This window comes from Catenuloplanes indicus, from assembly GCF_030813715.1.
Lineage (GTDB): Bacteria > Actinomycetota > Actinomycetes > Mycobacteriales > Micromonosporaceae > Catenuloplanes > Catenuloplanes indicus.
Genome location: NZ_JAUSUZ010000001.1, coordinates 2,319,656 through 2,337,182 on the forward strand (window position 1 = coordinate 2,319,656; position 17,527 = coordinate 2,337,182).

16 protein-coding genes are annotated in these 17,527 nt (G+C 74.0%); 9 read left to right on the top strand and 7 right to left on the bottom strand.

Annotated elements, in window-relative coordinates; all coding sequences use genetic code 11:
- Window positions 1-25 precede the first annotated feature (25 nt).
- Entirely contained in the window at window positions 26-574 is a 549-nt protein-coding gene (locus tag J2S42_RS10535; protein WP_307238040.1) for a GNAT family N-acetyltransferase, read from the bottom strand.
- A gap of 116 nt (window positions 575-690) precedes the next feature.
- Here J2S42_RS10535 and J2S42_RS10540 point away from each other — a divergent pair, with 116 nt between their 5' ends.
- The 3 genes from J2S42_RS10540 to J2S42_RS10550 all read left to right on the top strand — a co-directional run bounded on the left by J2S42_RS10540 (window position 691) and on the right by J2S42_RS10550 (window position 3,353).
- Window positions 691-1,536, top strand: coding sequence for a peptidoglycan-binding domain-containing protein (locus J2S42_RS10540; RefSeq protein WP_307238042.1), 846 nt, complete (start codon window positions 691-693; stop codon window positions 1,534-1,536).
- A gap of 43 nt (window positions 1,537-1,579) precedes the next feature.
- Window positions 1,580-2,797, top strand: a complete 1,218-nt coding sequence (locus tag J2S42_RS10545; RefSeq protein ID WP_307238044.1) for a hypothetical protein — start codon at window positions 1,580-1,582, stop codon at window positions 2,795-2,797.
- Between the two features lie 79 nt (window positions 2,798-2,876).
- Window positions 2,877-3,353 (top strand): hypothetical protein, encoded by a 477-nt coding sequence (locus J2S42_RS10550; RefSeq protein ID WP_307238046.1) that lies wholly within the window; start codon window positions 2,877-2,879, stop codon window positions 3,351-3,353.
- 35 nt (window positions 3,354-3,388) lie between these two features.
- On the opposite strand, the gene J2S42_RS10555 is transcribed toward J2S42_RS10550, so the two are convergent.
- Both J2S42_RS10555 and J2S42_RS10560 read right to left on the bottom strand, forming a co-directional pair.
- On the bottom strand, window positions 3,389-4,708 hold the full coding sequence (locus J2S42_RS10555; protein WP_307238048.1) for a hypothetical protein: 1,320 nt from the start codon (window positions 4,706-4,708) through the stop codon (window positions 3,389-3,391).
- 15 nt (window positions 4,709-4,723) lie between these two features.
- Window positions 4,724-5,230 carry a SigE family RNA polymerase sigma factor gene (locus J2S42_RS10560; protein ID WP_370879375.1) on the bottom strand — a complete coding sequence of 169 codons (507 nt, stop codon included), beginning with the start codon at window positions 5,228-5,230 and terminating at the stop codon, window positions 4,724-4,726.
- 541 nt (window positions 5,231-5,771) lie between these two features.
- On the opposite strand from J2S42_RS10560, the gene J2S42_RS10565 reads away from it, so the two are divergent.
- Window positions 5,772-5,894 carry a hypothetical protein gene (locus J2S42_RS10565; RefSeq protein WP_307238051.1) on the top strand — a complete coding sequence of 41 codons (123 nt, stop codon included), beginning with the start codon at window positions 5,772-5,774 and terminating at the stop codon, window positions 5,892-5,894.
- 260 nt (window positions 5,895-6,154) lie between these two features.
- On the opposite strand, the gene J2S42_RS10570 is transcribed toward J2S42_RS10565, so the two are convergent.
- A complete protein-coding gene (locus J2S42_RS10570) occupies window positions 6,155-7,051 on the bottom strand; it encodes an aldo/keto reductase (RefSeq protein ID WP_307238053.1) in 897 nt (298 codons plus the stop codon).
- 55 nt (window positions 7,052-7,106) lie between these two features.
- Window positions 7,107-7,844, bottom strand: coding sequence for a S1 family peptidase (locus tag J2S42_RS10575; protein ID WP_307238055.1), 738 nt, complete (start codon window positions 7,842-7,844; stop codon window positions 7,107-7,109).
- 218 nt (window positions 7,845-8,062) lie between these two features.
- Here J2S42_RS10575 and J2S42_RS10580 point away from each other — a divergent pair, with 218 nt between their 5' ends.
- On the top strand, window positions 8,063-9,580 hold the full coding sequence (locus tag J2S42_RS10580) for a PP2C family protein-serine/threonine phosphatase (RefSeq protein ID WP_307238057.1): 1,518 nt from the start codon (window positions 8,063-8,065) through the stop codon (window positions 9,578-9,580).
- Between the two features lie 132 nt (window positions 9,581-9,712).
- On the opposite strand, the gene J2S42_RS10585 is transcribed toward J2S42_RS10580, so the two are convergent.
- The gene (locus J2S42_RS10585) at window positions 9,713-10,183 is read right to left on the bottom strand and encodes a hypothetical protein (RefSeq protein ID WP_307238058.1); all 471 of its coding nucleotides are present in this window, start codon (window positions 10,181-10,183) and stop codon (window positions 9,713-9,715) included.
- A gap of 7 nt (window positions 10,184-10,190) precedes the next feature.
- The gene (locus tag J2S42_RS10590) at window positions 10,191-11,840 is read right to left on the bottom strand and encodes an AbfB domain-containing protein (RefSeq protein ID WP_307238060.1); all 1,650 of its coding nucleotides are present in this window, start codon (window positions 11,838-11,840) and stop codon (window positions 10,191-10,193) included.
- 224 nt (window positions 11,841-12,064) lie between these two features.
- On the opposite strand from J2S42_RS10590, the gene J2S42_RS10595 reads away from it, so the two are divergent.
- From J2S42_RS10595 to J2S42_RS10610, 4 genes are all read left to right on the top strand, one after another.
- Entirely contained in the window at window positions 12,065-12,397 is a 333-nt protein-coding gene (locus J2S42_RS10595) for an STAS domain-containing protein (protein WP_307238062.1), read from the top strand.
- The gene (locus tag J2S42_RS10600) at window positions 12,390-12,776 is read left to right on the top strand and encodes an ATP-binding protein (RefSeq protein WP_307238064.1); all 387 of its coding nucleotides are present in this window, start codon (window positions 12,390-12,392) and stop codon (window positions 12,774-12,776) included. Before J2S42_RS10595 ends, J2S42_RS10600 begins: the two co-directional genes overlap by 8 nt.
- 110 nt (window positions 12,777-12,886) lie before the next feature.
- Window positions 12,887-14,662 carry an HSP90 family protein gene (locus J2S42_RS10605; protein ID WP_307238066.1) on the top strand — a complete coding sequence of 592 codons (1,776 nt, stop codon included), beginning with the start codon at window positions 12,887-12,889 and terminating at the stop codon, window positions 14,660-14,662.
- Window positions 14,659-17,502, top strand: a complete 2,844-nt coding sequence (locus tag J2S42_RS10610; protein WP_307238068.1) for a tetratricopeptide repeat protein — start codon at window positions 14,659-14,661, stop codon at window positions 17,500-17,502. Before J2S42_RS10605 ends, J2S42_RS10610 begins: the two co-directional genes overlap by 4 nt.
- The last annotated feature ends 25 nt before the right edge of the window (window positions 17,503-17,527 follow it).

Sequence of the window (17,527 nt, forward strand, 5' to 3'; positions counted from 1 at the left end):
AGGATGTTTCGGGTGCTTTCGCGCGCTAAACGTGCCTTTCCGAGCCGAGCGTCTTGTGGAAGACCAGGAAGTCGCACGGCGTGGCGACCTTCGGCGCGAGCGCGGGGTAGGCCTCGGCGAAGTCGGCCGTGTGCACGATCCGGTAGCCGATCCGGGTGTACCAGTCGCGCAGGAACGCCTTGACCGGGTGCTGCCACTCCGTCGGGTAGAGCAGTTCGAGCTGCATCACGGTCAGCCCTTGGGCGCGCGCCCGGTCCTCGGCGAACGCGACCAGCGCACGCCCGATGCCGGTGCCGCGGTGCCGCGGGTGGGCCGCGAGCATGCCGAACTCGCCCTCGCCGCCCGGCAGCCGCCGCACCCGGACGCTGCCGACCAGGCCGGTGCCGAGACGGGCCACGGCGATCTCCCCGGCGCGGACGAAGGACGCGATCTCGGCGGCGTCGGTGCGGGCGGCCTCGTCGCGCCAGATGCCCTTCTCGCCGGCCGCGTAGACCTCGTTGACCAGCGCGGTCACCTCGGCGACGAAGGCGGCGTCGTCCGCGGCCGAGGGCGGGGCGAGGGATATGTCGACCATGGCGTCCAGTATGCCGAGGTCCCGGGCGGCAACTCGATCCGCGGTTCGCCCTGCACGTCATCGCTAAAAACCCATAAATCACGGCATAGCGGTACGGGGATCCCTACGCTCTTCGCATGAGAAGCTCCGTATCCGACGCGTTCCTGGCGTTCACCGAGCCCATCGAGGGGCGCTGGCCGCATCTCTATCTGGACAGCTGGGGCCTGGTCACGATCGGCACCGGGTGCCGGCTGGAGTCCGTCGACGAGGCGGTCACGCTGCCGTTCGTGCTGGCCGGCGACCCGTCCGCGGGTGCCTCCACGCGTCAGATCCGGGACGCGTACACCGCCGTGCAGTCCCGGCCGGATCTGGCCGGCCGGCCGGGCGAATTCGACGGCCACACCGCGGTCCGGCTCACCGAGGACGGCGTGGACGAGCTGGCCGCACGCCGGCTGGCCGCGCTGGAGGACCGGCTGATCCGCACGCCCGAGTTCGCCGGGTTCCCGCGCTGGCCGGCCGACGCGCAGCTGGCGCTGCTCAGCCTGGCCTGGGCGCACGGGCCGGACTTCTCCGGCTGGCCGGACCTGCGCGCGGACTGTGCGGCCGGTGACTGGCGGGCCGCCGCGGACCACGGCCGCATCCAGGGCGCCACACAGCGGAACGCGGCCGACCGCGCGCTGTTCCGCACGGCCGCGCACGCGACCGAGAACCACTGGGACCCGGACGTGCTCTGGTACCGCCCGCTCGGCCACCGCGCGGAACTGCGCGCGCAGGACAGCGGCGCCGAGGTGGTGCTGCTGCAGGAGCGGCTGCTGGTGCTCGGCTACCTGGCGGAGGTGACCGGCGTGGTGGGCCTGGAGACGGAGCTGGCGCTGCGCGGGTTCCAGCGTGCGCACGTGCTCCGCGAGGACGGCGTGGCCGGGCCGGCCACCTGGGCCGCGCTCGGCACGGCCGTACCCGCGACGGTGGCGGCTCTGGCCTAACGGCCCCTTCCGCCAGCTATCGATTCTGACCGATAGTTGGCCGGTGGAGGCCGACCAGTTGCTCCGGCAACGTCTGCGGCGTGCCGTCCCGCCGGTCGTCGGCGCGGGCGTGTCCTGGTCGGTCTACCCGCGGGAAGCGGACACGCCGATGAACCTGGTGCTGGACATCGTGGCGGCGCGGCTCGGCGCGGACGCCACGCTGGTCTGGGTCGACGACGGCACGCCCGAGGTGCTGGCGCTGCCGGGCCTGCCCCGGCCCGCGGTGGCGTGGAGCCGCCGGTCGCTCGCGGCCGGCCTGCTGATCCGCACGCTGCTGCTGACCGACGGGCTGACCGCCCGTACCCGCCGGATCCTCTGCCGTCAGGCGGCCCTGCACCTGCTGGCGGAGACCGCGCTCCGGCTCGGCAACCCGGACCTGGCCGCGCGCTGCGGCGTGGCCGCGTTCCTGGACCGGGACTGGACCGCGCCGCGCACCGGCGCGCTGGCGACCTCGGCCGACTCCGAGGACCGGCTGGCGCTGTGGTTCTTCGCGCTGGCGCACGAGTTCGGCCACTTCGCGGACCCGCGGACGCACGCGCGCGGCTCGCTCACCGACGCGTCCGTGCGCACCATGCTGCTGGCCGCTCGGCGGCACGACGGGCACGACCTGATCGGCGACGTGCTGCACCGGCGGCCGCTGCGCCCGGCGGACGTGCGCGCCGAGACCGTGGCCGACATGTTCGCGGCGGACGTGCTGCTGGAGGCGGCCACCCGGCTGTTGCCGGACGGCGGCCACCCGGTACGCGTGATCGGCGAACTGCTGCTGGCCGCGGCCGTGGTGGCCGCCGGGGAGCGCTGCCGCGCGTTCTGCGCCATGCTCGGCCACCGCGACGGCCGCGGCGACGGCCGGCTCGACCACCTCACCTACCCGGCCGCGGCGAGTGTGCGGGCGTCGGTGCTGCGCGCGCACCTGGCCGCCGCGATGACCGCGCGGTACGGCACCGGCCGCCCGTCGCCGGTGGACCGGCTCCAGCGCTGGGACCGGGTCGTGGCGGGCGTGGCCGCGCCGCTGGATCCGGTGCTGGCCGTGCTGGAGACCGGCGTGACCGACGCGTTCCGCGAGGCGCTGGACGACTCGGTGCCGATCGAATACCTGATGGAACGGCTGCGCCCGCAGGCCGGGCCGGCGCTGCGGGCGGAAGCGCGGGAATTCGTGCACCTGGTCCAGGCCGGCGGCCGGCACGGCGAGTGGCTGGACGAGCTGGTGTACGTACTCGGCTGAGATGAGTACCGCGGCTCAGGGTGCGGCGCCCGATCGTCCATAGATTCGACGGCGACGCCACGGACAGGAGGACTTCACGATGGCCGTCTACATGCACCGGGAACGCGCCGGCCGGGCGCCGCGGGTCGCCGGTTTCGTGCTTGCCGTCGCGCTGGCCGCGGCCGGCGGCTGGGCCGGGTACCGGTACGTGTTCGGCGGCGACTTCCCGCGCGGCACGCACGACGTCGAGGTGTACACGGTGGTGGACGCGCTGACCACGCCCGGCGCGGGCCGCGGCGGGTTCCTCGGCATGTGCGACGCGGACACGTACCGGATCAGTGTGGACAGCGCGGAGCTGTGCGTGTCGCTGAACGGCTCGCTCGGCACGGTCGCGGCCGAGGGCACCCCGGCCGGGATCGTGCTGGCCGAGCCGGCGGTGGCGGACCTGCGATCGATCACGGCCGGCGAGGGCGCGTCGATGGTGATCCTGCAGTACCGGGGCGCGCTGGTGGCCGCGGTCGACACCGGCCTGCTGGCCGGCGCGGCCGGCCCACTGACCGCGACGCCGGTGGACTGACGAACGGGCCCCCTCCGGCGGAGGGGCCCGTTCGCTCAGCCGACCGTGAACGTCGCCGTGGCGATGTTGTTGACGCTGTTCGTCTCCGGCATCGCGTCGCCGGGCGCCGGCCACACGCCGGGATCGTTCGTCCCGCGCACCTCGACATACGCGTTCTTCGTCGCGCCGGAGGGAAACGCCGCGGCCGGGCCGGTGATCTCGTACGGGCCCGCCTTGACCTCGCTGCCGCCCCGGGTCACCGGATACGCGCAGACGTAGACCGCGCGGGTCTCGCCGTCCGGGTTGCCGATCCCCGCGTCGTCGTCACGCTGACATCCCGACGGCACCTTCGTGAGTTGCGCGCCTGCCGGGAGCGCGAAGCCGAGCACCGGGTAGACCGACTGCGGGCCGCCGTTGCGGAACGTGATCGTGAGTGAGCCGGTGAACGTGTCACCGGTGGTCGTGCCGGACATGCCGGCGGAGACCATGCGCAGGTCGTCCTGCCGGCCCGGCGCTCCGCCCGGGGAGGGCGAGGAATCCACGACGGGCCCGCCGGCGTCCGGGTTCGGCTGGAACCGTGTCTCGCCGCCGGTCTGCCGGAAGGTGTCACCGTCCAGCGAGTAGGTGCGCCACTGCCACTGGATCGCGTCGACCGGACCACCACAGCAGATCATCAGGTCCCCGACCTCGACCTGAACGTCGTTGCCGGACCCGCGTACCGCGCGGATGTTCTCCGGCAGCCCGTCCACACGACCGTTCGGCTTCGTCGCGATCACGTCCCCGACCGTGACGATCGTGCCGTTGCCGTCCCGGTCGAAGACGACGACCCGCAGTTCCGGTGCCTGCGTCCACTGGCACGTGATCACCGCCGCGGTCTCCTCCACGCCGTCGTGGTCCACGTCGACATGGGCGACCGATTCCAGCATGACCTGCGGGCCGGTCGCCTGACCCGGCGGATAGCCGGTGAACCTCTGCTCACCGGCCGGGCAGTGGTCCTTGCCGGCGTACGGCCAGGCCGACAGGCTGATCGTCGAGTTCTTCAGTGTCTGCTCGTCGATCCGGCCGTCCGGCACCGAATCCGGGCCGGGCGCGCTCGTCGACGGGGACGGCGACGGGGTCGCGGACGGGGACGGCGGGGCGGTGGCCGGGGTGACCGGCGGGTCGTTCGTGCCGATCACGCCGGCCGCGTAGGCGGCCACCGGAGCCGCGATGAGCAGCGCGGTCAGGCCGCCGGTGACGCCGGCGCGCACCTGACGCCGGCGGCGCACGGTGGCGCGTGCCGCGGCCGGGCCGATCGGCGCGGGCAGCCCGGGTCCGGTACGGAACGATGCGAACGCGTCGTCGATCGCGCGCGAGTGGAACTCTTCGTCCATCATGGCTGATGCTCCGTTTCAGGCGTCGGTGAGCTGGGCGGCAAGGGCGGTACGGCCGCGGTGCAGCCAGGACTTGACGGTCCCCTCGGCGACGTCCTCCTGCTCGGCGATCTGCGCTATGGACAGATCCGCGAGGTGGTAGAGGATGACGGCGCGCCGGTGCTTCTCCGGGAGAGTGGCGAGCGCGCGGGCCAGCGCGACCCGGTCGGGGCCGGGTCCATCGACGTGTTCCTCACGATAGCGGCGTGCGTGTGCCTGCTGGACGCGCAGGCGGCGGAACCGGCTGGTCGCCAGGTTCCAGGCCACCTTGCGCAGCCAGGCCAGCGGGTCGTCGTAGCGGGAGACCTTCTCCCACCGGGGAAGAGCGCGGCAGAACGCCTCCTGCACCACGTCCTGCGCCTGCCCGAAGTCTCCGGTGTACGCGAACAGCTGCAGCGACAGCCGCTGGAAGTGCGCCGCGTAGAACGACTCGAACGTCGGCGGCCCTGTGTCGTCGGCCAACGCCCTGGTCGCTTCGCTGACCATGGTCATCTGCCCCTCCCCGTTGTGTCGCGGCGTCCCCCGCCGTTCGCGACCAACACGCGTCCCCGGTGCGGGCGGTTGCACCCGTCGTCCCGACGGTACGAAGCGGCACACCTTGACACGCGTCGATCACCACGATGGACTTTGCGAAGGCCCGTCGATGTTTGCGTAAACATGGATCATGGGCGGCCGCCACCGGCCGCTCTCCGGCCGTTCCATCGAGCGGAAAGGCAGCCGATGCGCTTCCCACCCCCGACGGCCGCCGGCGTGGCGGCCGTGCTCGCCGCCGCCGGGCTCACCGTCCTCCCGGCGCCACCGGCGGCGGCTGCGGTCACGGCGAACGCGGCGCACACCGTGGTCGTCGACCCCTCGTACCAGCAACAGGAGTTCGAAGGCCGGGGCACCAGCCTGGCCTGGATGGCGAACGCCACCGGCGGCTACCCGGACGAGATCCGGGAACGCCTGGTGGACATGGTCTTCGGCGCGGACGGGCTCAACCTCAAACATCGCCCGCTACAACATCGGCGGCGGCAACGCACCCACGGTGGAGCCGTACCTGCGGCCCGGCGGCGCGGTCCCGGGCTGGTGGAAGGCGCCGACCGCGCTCGGCCCGCAGGACCGGGAGTGGTGGGACCCGGCGAACCCGGATCAGAAGGCCCCGCTCTGAATCCGGGGGGATTTTTCCCGCTTCCGGCGTGGCTGAGTTCCGCATGCTCCCGTGGGCACCGGTCGCCGGCGCTCCTCCCGGCTCGTCGAGTGGGTGGCCACTTGCACCCCATGCCGTACCCGCCGTACGTCACACCCCGACGCGCTCCGGTCACGCGACTCCCGCCGCGGTTCTCGGCGTCCAGCGGCGGCGCGTCGCGTACCCGAAATATCGTCGTATCTCGATCCCCAGGTTGTTTCGCGTGCCGGCGGGCCGGCCGGTCAGTCCTCGATGGTCGACGGCGGAGTGCCGAGTGCGGCCAGGGCGGGCCACAGCTCGGGCGGGACCGGGGCGGTGCGCATGGTCTCCAGGTCCGCGATGCGCTCGACCCGGTTGACGCCGACGACGGTGGAGTCGATGTGCGGGTTGCGCAGGGAGAAGTGCAGCGCCGCGACCGGGAGCGGGACGCCGAACGAGGCGCAGACCTCGCGTGCCCGGTCCACCCAGGCGAGCAGTTCGGGTGAGGCCTCGCGGTAGGCGTAACGGGTGTCGCGGCCGGCGAGCAGGCCGCCGCCGAACGGGGCCGCGTTGAACACGCTCATGCCGCGGGCGACGGCGTCCGCGATCAGCGGCTCGGCGCGGCGGTCGACCAGCGTGTAGCGGTTGTGGGTGAGCAGCACGTCGAACGCGCCGCTGGTCACGTACCGGGTCATCAGGCCGATCGCACCGGCCGCGACGCCGATCGCGCCGGCCAGGCCCTGGTCCTTCAGCTCGCGCAGGCCCTGTACGGCACCGCCGGGGGCGAATGCCTCCTCGACCGTGATCGTGTACGGGTCGTGCAGATGCAGCAGCGGCAGCCGGTCGACGCCGAGCCGTGTGATGCTCTCCTCGAACGAGCGCCACACCCGCTCCCGGTCGAAGCCGCCGGTCTCCGGGTCCGCGTCGACCTTGGTGACGATCGTCTTCCCGTGCCCGGGCAGCTCGCGCCGCGCCCGGCCGAGCGCGGTCTCGCTGCGGCCGTCCGCATAGTTGTTGGACGTGTCGATCACCGCGGACGGGCCGGTGAGCAGCGCGTGGGCCAGCGCGGCGGACGCCGGCGCGGGTGAGCCGTCCGGCTGTGCCGGGTTGCCGAGGTGCGACGTGCCGAGGCTGACGGGACTGACGGGGAAACCGATCATGTCCCCATCATGCATGCGGGGCCGGCGTCACGCACCGGCCCCGCACAATCGATCGTCAGGCGGGAAGCCCGCCGACCTGCGTGTTCACCCAGGCGCGGATCGACGGCAGGTCGCCGTAGATGGACGGTCCGGTGGCGCAGGTGGAGTTGTTGTTGCCGGCCCGGCTGGTGACGCCGATCAGCTGCCAGCGGCCGCCGACGCTGCGGACCTGCGGGCCGCCGGAGTCGCCGTAGCAGGCGCCTGCGTTGCCGTTCGTGTTGTTCGTGCAGATCTCGTACGCGGCGTCGATGCCGGAGCACCGGCTGTCCGCCACGATCGAGGTGTCCAGCTCGTTCGCGACCGCCGGTGCGGAGCCACAGCCGCGCGTCGGGCAGGTCTGGCCCCAGCCGATGATCCGGGTGGCGGTGCCGGTCGCGCCGGACGCCGTGGGGATCGGCGCCGGTGCGTAGGAGACCGCGGAGCCGAGCTGCAGCAGCTTGACGTCGATCCGCGGGTGGGTGATCGCGCGGGTCACGGAGACGACCGTGCCGCCGCTGGTCCGGTTGACGCTTCCGACACGTACCGTCGAGGGGGTGGGGCAGTGTGCGGCCGTGACGGCCCAGTTGTTCTTGATCAGCGAGCCGGTGCAGCCGGACACGTAGACCATGAACGAGTAGTTCTCGGAGGCCGGCCGGCCGTTGACGACCTGAATGCCGAAGTCCGGCTCCGGTGCCGGCGCCGCCACGGCGGCGGACGGCGCGAGCAGACCGGCGATCACGAGACCGGCGGCGGCGATGAGGCGAGAGATGCGCATGCCGCCGACCCTATGGCTGCATTCAATAATCTCGATACATATCAAATGGGGCCTACCACCGGGAGATGGCGCCGCATATGACGTCGACGCGCACCGCACGGACGCGGACATCGCCGGCGGCTACCTCGACCCTGAGCCGCCGCGTCGGCGCGTCCAGCGTCGTTCCCGAAGGCCAACCGGGGGCCGGGTGCGGCGGACGCTGCGGATAAACTGACGCCATGGCTGACGACGGCGTGCCTGCTCCGGAGCAGGCCGCTGCCCTCGTTCAGGAGATCCTCGCCGGCATCCCGCTGGGCTGCTCCTGGCTCGTGCCGATCACCGGGCCGGACGGCACCGTCACCGACTTCCGGGTCGCCGCGACCGGCGACCGGGTGACGGACATCTACCACCGTGGCACCAGCCGCCGGGACAGCACGGTCACCGAGCTCTACCCCAGCATGGTCGGCGGCCCGCTGTGGCAGCTCTACCTGCGCGTGCAGTCCACCGGCGAGCCCGGCGAGCTGGACGAGTTCGTCTACGACCAGCCGGACGCGGGCGTGGTCGCCCGCTCGGTCTTCACGATCAGCGTCCGGCCCGTGCTCGGCGGCCTGCTCGTGGTCTGGCAGCGCCAGGACGAGCAGCTGCGCCGGCTCGCGCACACCGAGCTGCTCGGCAGCCTCGGCTGGACGGAGTACGACCTGCACACCGGCCGGACCGACTGGTCACCCGGGATGTATCCGGTCTGGGACCGGGACCCGGCGGACGGGCCACTGTCCCGGCCGGAGCAGGCCGCCCTGATGCTGCCGGAGGACCGCGGCCTGGCCGAGGCCGCGTGGCAGACGCTGGACAGCGGTGGCACGTCCGACGTGACCGTGCGGTTCCGGGTCGGCGACGGCGTCAAACACCTGCGGATCCTGTCGGACACCGCGCGGGACGGCGACGGTAAACCCGTCAAGATCTACGCGGTGGTGCAGGACGTGACCGCGCGCGTCGACACCCGCACCGAGATCGAGCGGCTCGGCGACCGGCTGCGCACCCGCGAGATCACCGCGCTGGCCGAGCACCGCCTCGCCGGCCAGCTGCAGAACATGATCCAGCCGGTACCGCGCGAGCCGTTCCCGCTGGCCGGGCTGACCGCGATGGTCAGCTACCTGCCGGCCGAGCGCGCCGTGCTGGTCGGCGGCGACTGGTACCACGCGCAGACGCTCCCCGACGGCCCGGTCGCGCTCGCGGTCGGCGACGTCGCCGGGCACGGGCTGGACGCGGCCAGCGGCATGGCCCACCTGCGGTTCGCGCTGGTCGCCTGGCTCTCCATCGGCCTACGCGACCCCGGCGAGCTGCTCGGCCACCTCAACCGGCTCTGCCTCCAGCTGCGCATCACCGGCACCGCGTTGATCGCGCTCTTCGACCCGGCCACCCGCACGCTGCGCTGGGCCCGGGCCGGCCACCCGGCGCCGCTGCTGTCCCGCTCCGGGGTCGCCACGGAACTGGACCGGCCACCCGGCCTGCTGCTCGGCGCCGTCGCGGAAACCGGCTACCCGGTGCTCACGCCGGTCCTGGAGCCGGACGACGTGGTCCTGTTCTACACCGACGGCCTGGTCGAACGCCGCGCCGGCGACCCGGCCGCCCAGTTCCTGCGGGTCCGCGACGCGCTCGCCACGGCCGGCCCCGACCTGGCCCGCGTCCACGCGAGCCTCAACGAACCCAGCACCTTCGACGACACCTGTACGCTCGCGATCCGCGTCGTGCCGTCCTGAGTCGCTCCCGTTCCCGGCGTGGCCGCGGGCGGCACACCTCATGACGATCCCGTTCATGTGCCCGCTTCCGGCGGGTCGAGGTCCGCATGCTCCCGCGGGCCGCCGGGTCCGAGGGTGGTGGCGACAGAACCCCTACCGCGTCAGCGCCGCGTCCAGCTCGGCGACGAGCGCGTCCGGGGCGGCGTCGCCGGCCAGCCGTCGCCAGCACCGCGCGGTCTCCGGCAGCGACTGCAGCGCGCGGCGCAGCGCGCCGGTGCGGTCCAGCACGAGCATCCGGTCCACCGGCACGCCGCGGGCCGGCCACGCCGCCACGGACCGGATCTCCGCGGCCCGGACCAGGTGGAACTCGCCGCGCACCAGGCCCGGGAAGAAGACCACGTGCGCGCCGGACTCGTTGCGCACCACGTGCCGGATCGGGCCGAGCGCGTCCAGCCAGGAGCGTGCGTCCGGCGGTGCCGCGGCGAGGAACAGCCAGAACTCGACGTCGCTGTGCGCGTCGCCCGCGCCGGCCGGGAAAGAGCCGTAGGTGAGCGCGGCGGTGAGCCGCGAATCGGCCGCGCAGACCGCGCGGACGCGTGCGATCAGACGCTCCCGCGGCAGCATCCGCCGCTCAGCCGAGCACGAACGACGCGTCGCGGGCGAAGTCGCGGGAGCCGTCCGGGCGGTCGATGTACAGCGCGAAGTCGCGGTGCCGGACCACGTGGCCCGGGTAGTTGTACGACCGCAGCGTGACCGAGCCGGACACCGCGCCGGCCTGCGGGCAGAACGTGGCGTCCGCGCGGAACAGCGCGCCGCCGTCCGGCTGGGACGCGCGCAGCCGGAAGTCGTAGTGGCGCAGGTAGCGGCCGTCCGGCAGGCGCAGTGACAGGCAGCGCGCGTCGGCCAGCCCGGGGACCACGGTGAACGCGGTCGCGCCGGACGCGCCGACCGGGTCCAGCATGGCGTAGCCGCCGCGCTCCCGCACGTACCGGTCGGGATAGTTGACCGAGCGGATCGACCGCCGGTCGTCCGCGGGCGCGGGCTCCACCGGCCGGCCGGGGACGGACGGCTCCGGCTTCGCGGACGGGACGGGCTTCGCGGACGGGGCCGGTGCGGCCGCCTGCGCGACACCTGCCGCGGGCCGCGACGGCGACGGTGACGGGGAGAGCGACGGCGACGGCGAGGCCGAAGCGGACCCCGACGGGGACGGTGTGACCGGGGCCGATGGCGTCCCGCTGTCCGACGGGGACGGTTGCCGGGTGCGGCGGGGCAGATCGGCCGCGACCGGGACCGTGTCCGGGACGTCGGGCGCGCGGGTCAGCGCCAGTGCGCCGCCCGCCACCAGCACCACCAGCACGGCGACGGCGGCCAGCACCAGAACGGCGGACGGACGGCGTACCGGCGGCAGGGGTTCCAGGGTGTCGCCGGCCGGCGCGGCGAGCAGTTCGAGCGGTTCGTAGACCGTGCCGCGGGACACCACCGGGGTCGTGGCGGCCGGCTCCGGGAGCAGTCCGTCCGCGTGCAGCGCGGCAAGCAGCGTGTTCGGCACCGGGACCAGCGCCAGGCCGCTGACCAGCCGCTCAGCCGGGATGTGGTGCGCGGCCAGACCGGAACACACCGGGCAGTTATCGACATGCCGGACTATTCGCCTGCGCCAGGCCGGGCCGGGCCGGTGGTCCCAGTCCGTGGTGACCAGCCGCAGCCCCGGGCAGACCGGACGCGCGCGCAGCGCGCTGACCAGCGCGCGCGTGACGCCCAGCTGATCGCGCATCCGGTCGATCCGCGCGCCCGCGTCCGCCAGGGACAGGCGCAGCGCGGCCGCGGACTCGGTCCGGCTGATCGTGCCGGCCGACTCCAGCCACCACAGCGACAGCGTGGTGGCGTGCTCGCCGTCCAGCCAGCGGGTCGCCTCGGCCAGCCGCCGCCGCTGACCGGAGAGGCCGAGCCGGATGATGCTCAGCCCGACGAAGTCCGCGCCCGGGTCCGGCGCGTCGCCGTCCTCGGGCAGCGGCAGGCGCGTGCCGCCGCGGCGCACCCGGGTGGCCTGACGCAGCGCGTGAGCCAGCAGCCAGGGCCGGAATGCGGCAGGTTCGCGCAGGTCAGGCAGCTCGCGGACGACGCGGTGCATGGTCTGGCGGACCGCGTCGTCGATGTCCGCATGCGCGCCGACCGCACGGCCGATCACGTTGTAGACGAGCGGGAGATGCTCCGCGACGAGCTCTGCGAGCGCCGGACGGTCCCCCCGTCGCGCCGCCAGCACCAGGGCGAACCGCTGCGTCACCACCCGCTCCTTACGAGATCCTTAAGCCGCCCGAACCGTACCGAATGACGGCCATCAGGAACAGTGGCCGGGGGAATCTACACTCCGCGGAGTGCGAAGGATCCTCGCAACGAGGCCGGCGGTCCGGGCCGCCCTCCGGTGAACGCACCCGAACGGGCGCCGGGCGCCTACCGCACGAGGCGCTCCGTGATGCCATGATGAGCGCCGGACACAGGGGAGGCGCAATGGGTTTCGCGGCGCGGACGTCGGGCGGTCCCGCGCGGACGGTGGTCACGCTGGACGGCGAGTGCGATCTGGCGGTACGGGACGAACTGACCGCGGCGTTGCTGGCCGCGGTGGCGGGGGCCCGCACGGTGCTGGTGGACCTGACGCACGTCACGTTCATCGACTCGACCGGCGTGCACAGCCTGGTCACCGCGTACCACGCCGCGCTGGCCGGCGGCGGGCGGCTGCACGTGGCCAACGCGCACGGCCCGGTCGCCACCGTGCTGGACCTGACCGGCGTCGGCGAGCTGCTGGCCGAGCCGGCCGCCGGGTCCGGTGACGCCGGTGTCTGACGACTGGCGCATGCGGTACGCGGCGGCCGCGGACCTGGCCGTGCTGCGCGCGTTCGTCTCCGCGCGCGCCGACGCGCTCGGCCTCCCCGCGGAGCGGGCGGAGCTGCTGGTCCTGGCCGTGAGCGAGCTGGCGACGAACACGTTGCAGCACACCGGTTCCGGTGGTGAGGTCACGCTCCGCACCGACCGCGGCCGCCTGATCTGCGACGTCACGGACAGCGCGCTGGACGGCTCCGTCACCCCGGTCCTCGGACGTCCGATGCCGCCGCCCGCCGCGCTCCGCGGTCGCGGCCTGGCCATCGTCGAACGCATCTGCGACGAGGTGGAGACGTCCGTCATCGCCGGCGCCACCCGGGTGCGCATCCACCTCGACCTGTAACGCCCGCCGGACCACCGGCGCACGTGAGCCGGCCGGTCGCGCACCCGGCCCTCTGATGTCGTACCCGCCCTGTATCTTGTGCGCCTGTCCGGACCATGGGGGAGTCATCCGTGAGCAACACCTTCCAGGTAGACCTGCGGGGCATCGTCGATCTACTCAGCCACCACCTGTACGGCAGCCCGCAGGTCTACGTGCGCGAGCTGCTGCAGAACGCGGCCGATGCGATCACCGCGGTCCGGCACACCGAGCCGGGCCGGGCCGGCCGGGTCGCGATCGAGTCCGCGGACGCGACCGGCGACGGCACGCTGCGGGTCAGCGACGACGGCATCGGCCTGACCGAGGCGCAGGTGCACGAGCTGCTGGCCACGATCGGCCGCAGCTCCAAGCGCGACGACCTCGGCTTCGCCCGGCACGAGTTCCTCGGCCAGTTCGGCATCGGCCTGCTCTCCTGCTTCCTGGTGGCGGACGAGATCCGCGTGCACACCCGCCGCGGTGACGCCCCGCCCGTCGTCTGGACCGGCTTCGCCGACGGGCGGTACGAGGTGAGGCCCGGCCCGGAACGCGAGCCCGGCACGTCGGTCACGCTGATCCCGCGCCGCGGCGCCGAGTCCTGGCTGACCGGGCCGGAGGTGACGCGGCTGGCCGCGCTCTACGGCTCGATGCTGCCGATCGAGGTCACGGTGGACGGTGCGCGCACCACGCTCGGCACCCCGCCGTGGGAGCTGGCGACGAACCGGCGCCAGAGCCTCCTGCGGTACGCGGAGAGCGTGCTCGGCTTCACGCCGTTCGACGTGATCGAGCTGAACGTGCCGGAGGCGGGCCTGACCGGCGCCGCCTTCGTGCTGCCCACGCCGGTCAACCCGGCGGTCCGCGGCGGCCACCGGGTCTACCTGAAGCGCATGCTGCTGGCCGAGGCGGTCGAGGGCCTGCTGCCGGAGTGGGCGTTCTTCGCCCGCTGCGTGGTCGACTCCACCGAGCTGCGCCCGACCGCGAGCCGCGAGGCGCTCTACGAGGACGGCCTGCTGGCGTCGGCCCGGGAGGCGATCGCGGACCAGCTGCGCGGCTGGCTGGTCCGGCTGTCCGCGACCGACCCGCGCCGGCTGTCCGAGTTCCTGTCGATCCACCACCTGGGCGTGAAGGCGCTGGCCCTGCACGACGCGGAGATGCTGCGCCTGGTCGAGCAGTGGTGGCCGATGGAGACGAACATGGGCCGGGCCACGCTGGCCGAGTTCCGCGCCCGGCACGGCGTCGTGCGCTACGCGGCCACGCTGGACGAGTTCCGCCAGCTCGCGGCCGTGGCCGCGGCGCAGGACGTGGGCGTGGTCAACGGCGGCTACACGTACGACGCCGACATCATCGAGCGGCTGCCCGCGCTGGACCCGGAGATCCGGGTGGAGCGGCTGGAACCGACCGACCTGACCACCTCGTTCGACGCGGTCGACCGGGAGACGGAGCTGCGGCTGCGCCCGTTCCTGACCGTGGCGCAGCGCCGGCTGGACCGGCTCGGCTGCGAGGTCGTGGTGCGCGCGTTCGAGCCGGCCTCGCTGCCGTCGCTCTACCTGGTGAGCCGGGCCGCCGCGTTCCACGGCGAGTTCACCGCGACCCGGGAGAAGACGGACGACCTGTGGGGCGGCGTGCTGGACGCGTTGTCCGCCGCCGCGCCACCGGACCGCCCGCAGCTGGTGCTGAACCACCGCAACCCGCTGGTCCGGCGGATCACCGCGCTCGGCGACCCGGAACTGACCGCGCTGGCGGTCGAGTCGTTGTACGGTCAGGCGCTGCTGCTCGGCTACCACCCGATCCGGCCGGCCGACGCGGCACTGCTCAACACGTCCTTCCTCGGCCTGCTCGGCCGAGCCGTCCCGGGATCGGGGGATCCGGAATGACCACCTCGGCGCAAGAGCTTTGGGGCCTGCTCGCGCAGGCCGGTGACATGCCGTACGGCGCGGCGCGCATCGCGCTGACCGAGCAGGTGATCCGGCACGCGGACACGGCGGGCGATCCGGAGCTGCGGTTCGTCTCCCGCATCCACGCCACCCAGTCCTACGTGTACGGTGGCGAGCCGGCCAAGGCGTTCGTCACGTTCTCCTGGTGCCTGGCCGAGTTCGACGCCGAGCCCGCGCCGTACCACGCGAACTGGACGCACACGCTGCTCTGGTACTTCAAGACCATGGTCAGCCAGATGACCGGCTTCCCCGAGGTCCCGCTGGACCGCGCCGCGGCGGTGCTGGACGACATGGAGCGCCGCTACCGGGAGAGCGGCCACAGCCTGCAGGCCGTCTACAAGTACCGGTACGTGCTGGCCAGGCACGTCGGCGACGCCGAGGCGACCGCGGAGTGGTACGAGCGGTGGCAGACCGCGCCGCGCGACGAGCTGTCCGACTGCGAGGGCTGCGACCCGACCGGCAAGGCCCGCTACCTCGCCGAGCAGAAGCGGGACGAGGAGGTCGTGGCGCTGGCCGAGCCGGTGCTGGCCGGCCGCCTGACCTGCACCGAGCAGCCGCAGAACATACTGGCCGCGCTGATGGTGCCGTACGTGCGGACCGGCCGCCTGGACGCCGCGGTGGACGCGCACCGCCGGGCGTACGGCCTGGTCCGGTCCAGTCTCGCGGACCTCGGCGACATCGGCGACCACATCGAGTTCTGCGCCCGCACCGGCAACGAGCACCGCGGCCTGGAGATCCTTCAGCGGCACATCGACTGGCTGGACCGCGCGCCGTCGCCGGCCTCGGCCATGTCGTTCGCATCCGCGTCCGCGCTGCTGCTGCGCCGGGCCACCGCGCTCGGCCACGGCGACACCGTGGTGCACCGCACCGGGCACGACGACACCACGGTCGCGGCGCTCGCGGACGAGCTGACCGACCGGGCGCGCGCGATCGCGGCCCGGTTCGACGCCCGCAACGGCACCACCCGGCAGTCCCGCCGCGTCGAGGAACTGCTCACCGCGGAGCCGTTCGACGTGGTGCTGCCGCTCTCCCCCAGTTCCCGCGCGGCCGCGCCGGTCACACCGGTGCCGCCGCGCCCGGCGCCGCCCGCGCCCGAGGTGCCGGCCGAGGCGAGCGCGGAGCAACTGCTCACGCTGGCCGAGGAGGCGGAGGACGCGGATCTCGACGCAGGCCCGATCCTGGCGTCCTTCGACGCGCGCTTCCCGGACCCGGCCGCGCTCGGCCCCGCGCTCGCCGCGAAACGCGAGGAGCTGCGCGGCGGCCAGCACTGGCACGCACGCGACGGCGAGGCCGCGGTGACCGCCTGGGACCGCGCCGCGGAGCTGTACACGGAGGCCGGTGACGACGGCCAGTCCGTCGCGTTGGCGAGCCGCGCCGGCGTGGCCCGGCTGCTGCTCGGCGACGAGTCCGGCGCGGCCGCGGTGGAGCGCGAGGTCGCCTTCCGCGACCAGCACGGCGGCACGCCGCGCGAGGTGGCGAGCGCCTGGTCCCGGCTGGCGATGCGGCACATGACGGCCGGCGACGCGGATGCGGCCGCCACCGCGCAGGAGCGCGCGGACACCGCGCTGGCCGAGGTGGACGATCCGCGCATGCACGCGCGGTACGCGCTGCGCCGCGCGCAGATCGCGGCCGGTGGGCACCGGCACGAGGAGGCCGCGGAGGCGGTCGGCCGCGCGCTGATCTTCTACCGCGAGCACGGCCCGGCCGACCAGCTGGCCGGCGCGCTGCTGCTGGCCGGGCAGCTGTCGACCGAGCCGGAGCCGGCGCTGGCCTTCTTCGACGAGGTCCTGTCGCTCGGCGACCCGGACACGGTGATCAACGGACGGCTCGGCCGGGCGAACGCGCTGATGCGCCTGGAGCGCCCGGCCGAGGCGGTACCGGAGCTGATCGAGGTCGTGGCGCTGCTGACCGAGCGGGACATGCCGCCGGCCGCGGCCGCGGTCCGGCGTGACCTGGCCGAGGCGTACCAGGCGGCCGGCCGGCTCACCGAGTCCGCCGAGGTGGCCGAGGAGGCGCTGTCCGAGCTGCGCCGGCTCGGCGACGACAGCCGGGCGGACGACGCGCAGCTGCTGCTGGCGAACACGTACCGGCAGCTCGGCGAGGACAAGATCGCGCTGGTGCACTACGAGGCGCTGATCGAGCGGATGACCGAGCTGGAGAACTACGCCGGCCGCGGCCAGATCCGGGAGTACGCGGCGGAGACACTGTACCGCTCGGACCGGGACGAGGAGGCCGCGGAGCGGTTCGGTGAGGCCGCCGACGACTTCCACCGGGACGGCAACCTGCTGGGCGAGCTGCGCGTGCTTCGCCGCCGCGTCGCGGCGCTGCACTTCGCGGACGAGCCGGAGGAGGCGGTGGAGACGGTCGCGCTGGCCCGGCGGCGCGACGCCGAGCTGCCCGCCGACGCGGACGGTCACCCGCAGGTCGTCTGGGAGCGGCACATGCTCGGCTGGGAGGCCGGCCGGGTTCTGATGTCCCGCGGCCGCTACGCCGACGCGATCCCGTACCTGGCCGGCGCGGCCGCCGCGCTCCGCGGGATCGGCGCGCTCCAGGAGGCCGACAACCTGGCCGGCATGCACGCCGAGGCGCTGTTCCGCTCCGGCGATCCGGCCGCGGCCGAGCCGGTCCTCCGCGGGGTCCTGGACGAGCGGCCCTCCGACGCCGACCCGGCGGCCTCGCAGCTCCCGGCCGCGCTGCTGGCCGAGGTGCTGGACGCGCTGGACCGCAAGGAGGAGGCCGCCGCGCTCCGCGACCGCTACGGCATCACCGGCCGGGACTGACCACCGGGCCGGGCGGCTCCAGCTG

Bases quoted from the DNA above. Each gene is read 5' to 3' on its own strand.
- J2S42_RS10540 (WP_307238042.1), top strand. From the start codon at position 691: ATGAGAAGCTCCGTATCCGACGCGTTCCTGGCGTTCACCGAGCCCATC.
- J2S42_RS10610 (WP_307238068.1), top strand. From the start codon at position 14,659: ATGACCACCTCGGCGCAAGAGCTTTGGGGCCTGCTCGCGCAGGCCGGT.
- J2S42_RS10550 (WP_307238046.1), top strand. From the start codon at position 2,877: ATGGCCGTCTACATGCACCGGGAACGCGCCGGCCGGGCGCCGCGGGTC.
- J2S42_RS10595 (WP_307238062.1), top strand. From the start codon at position 12,065: ATGGGTTTCGCGGCGCGGACGTCGGGCGGTCCCGCGCGGACGGTGGTC.
- J2S42_RS10580 (WP_307238057.1), top strand. From the start codon at position 8,063: ATGGCTGACGACGGCGTGCCTGCTCCGGAGCAGGCCGCTGCCCTCGTT.
- J2S42_RS10555 (WP_307238048.1), bottom strand. From the start codon at position 4,708: ATGATGGACGAAGAGTTCCACTCGCGCGCGATCGACGACGCGTTCGCA.
- J2S42_RS10570 (WP_307238053.1), bottom strand. From the start codon at position 7,051: ATGATCGGTTTCCCCGTCAGTCCCGTCAGCCTCGGCACGTCGCACCTC.
- J2S42_RS10585 (WP_307238058.1), bottom strand. From the start codon at position 10,183: ATGCTGCCGCGGGAGCGTCTGATCGCACGCGTCCGCGCGGTCTGCGCG.
- J2S42_RS10575 (WP_307238055.1), bottom strand. From the start codon at position 7,844: ATGCGCATCTCTCGCCTCATCGCCGCCGCCGGTCTCGTGATCGCCGGT.
- J2S42_RS10560 (WP_370879375.1), bottom strand. From the start codon at position 5,230: ATGGTCAGCGAAGCGACCAGGGCGTTGGCCGACGACACAGGGCCGCCG.
- J2S42_RS10535 (WP_307238040.1), bottom strand. From the start codon at position 574: ATGGTCGACATATCCCTCGCCCCGCCCTCGGCCGCGGACGACGCCGCC.